The sequence below is a fragment of the Klebsiella sp. M041 genome (genome assembly GCF_059759695.1).
In genome coordinates, this window is the sequence record NZ_JCAXWU010000054.1 from 1 (window position 1) to 1,725 (window position 1,725).

Here is a 1,725-nt window from a genome sequence, read left to right on the forward strand (position 1 = left end):
ACTGCTCTTTAACAATTTATCAGACAATCTGTGTGGGCACTCAAAGTGACATGGATTCTTAACGTCCTCGGACGAAAAATGAATACCAAGTCTCAAGAGTGAACACGTAATTCATTACGAAGTTTAATTCTTTGAGCATCAAACTTAAATTGAAGAGTTTGATCATGGCTCAGATTGAACGCTGGCGGCAGGCCTAACACATGCAAGTCGAGCGGTAGCACAGAGAGCTTGCTCTCGGGTGACGAGCGGCGGACGGGTGAGTAATGTCTGGGAAACTGCCTGATGGAGGGGGATAACTACTGGAAACGGTAGCTAATACCGCATAATGTCGCAAGACCAAAGTGGGGGACCTTCGGGCCTCATGCCATCAGATGTGCCCAGATGGGATTAGCTAGTAGGTGGGGTAACGGCTCACCTAGGCGACGATCCCTAGCTGGTCTGAGAGGATGACCAGCCACACTGGAACTGAGACACGGTCCAGACTCCTACGGGAGGCAGCAGTGGGGAATATTGCACAATGGGCGCAAGCCTGATGCAGCCATGCCGCGTGTGTGAAGAAGGCCTTCGGGTTGTAAAGCACTTTCAGCGGGGAGGAAGGCGATAAGGTTAATAACCTTGTCGATTGACGTTACCCGCAGAAGAAGCACCGGCTAACTCCGTGCCAGCAGCCGCGGTAATACGGAGGGTGCAAGCGTTAATCGGAATTACTGGGCGTAAAGCGCACGCAGGCGGTCTGTCAAGTCGGATGTGAAATCCCCGGGCTCAACCTGGGAACTGCATTCGAAACTGGCAGGCTAGAGTCTTGTAGAGGGGGGTAGAATTCCAGGTGTAGCGGTGAAATGCGTAGAGATCTGGAGGAATACCGGTGGCGAAGGCGGCCCCCTGGACAAAGACTGACGCTCAGGTGCGAAAGCGTGGGGAGCAAACAGGATTAGATACCCTGGTAGTCCACGCCGTAAACGATGTCGATTTGGAGGTTGTGCCCTTGAGGCGTGGCTTCCGGAGCTAACGCGTTAAATCGACCGCCTGGGGAGTACGGCCGCAAGGTTAAAACTCAAATGAATTGACGGGGGCCCGCACAAGCGGTGGAGCATGTGGTTTAATTCGATGCAACGCGAAGAACCTTACCTGGTCTTGACATCCACAGAACTTAGCAGAGATGCTTTGGTGCCTTCGGGAACTGTGAGACAGGTGCTGCATGGCTGTCGTCAGCTCGTGTTGTGAAATGTTGGGTTAAGTCCCGCAACGAGCGCAACCCTTATCCTTTGTTGCCAGCGGTTAGGCCGGGAACTCAAAGGAGACTGCCAGTGATAAACTGGAGGAAGGTGGGGATGACGTCAAGTCATCATGGCCCTTACGACCAGGGCTACACACGTGCTACAATGGCATATACAAAGAGAAGCGACCTCGCGAGAGCAAGCGGACCTCATAAAGTATGTCGTAGTCCGGATTGGAGTCTGCAACTCGACTCCATGAAGTCGGAATCGCTAGTAATCGTAGATCAGAATGCTACGGTGAATACGTTCCCGGGCCTTGTACACACCGCCCGTCACACCATGGGAGTGGGTTGCAAAAGAAGTAGGTAGCTTAACCTTCGGGAGGGCGCTTACCACTTTGTGATTCATGACTGGGGTGAAGTCGTAACAAGGTAACCGTAGGGGAACCTGCGGTTGGATCACCTCCTTACCTTAAAGAACCTGCCTTTGTAGTGCTCACACAGATTGT

1 rRNA gene is annotated in these 1,725 nt (G+C 52.6%); it reads left to right on the forward strand.

Annotation, left to right across the window (positions count from 1 at the left end):
• The first annotated feature begins 146 nt into the window (after nucleotides 1–146).
• Nucleotides 147–1,686, forward strand: a 16S ribosomal RNA gene (locus AC6CWS_RS26410).
• Nucleotides 1,687–1,725 lie beyond the last annotated feature (39 nt).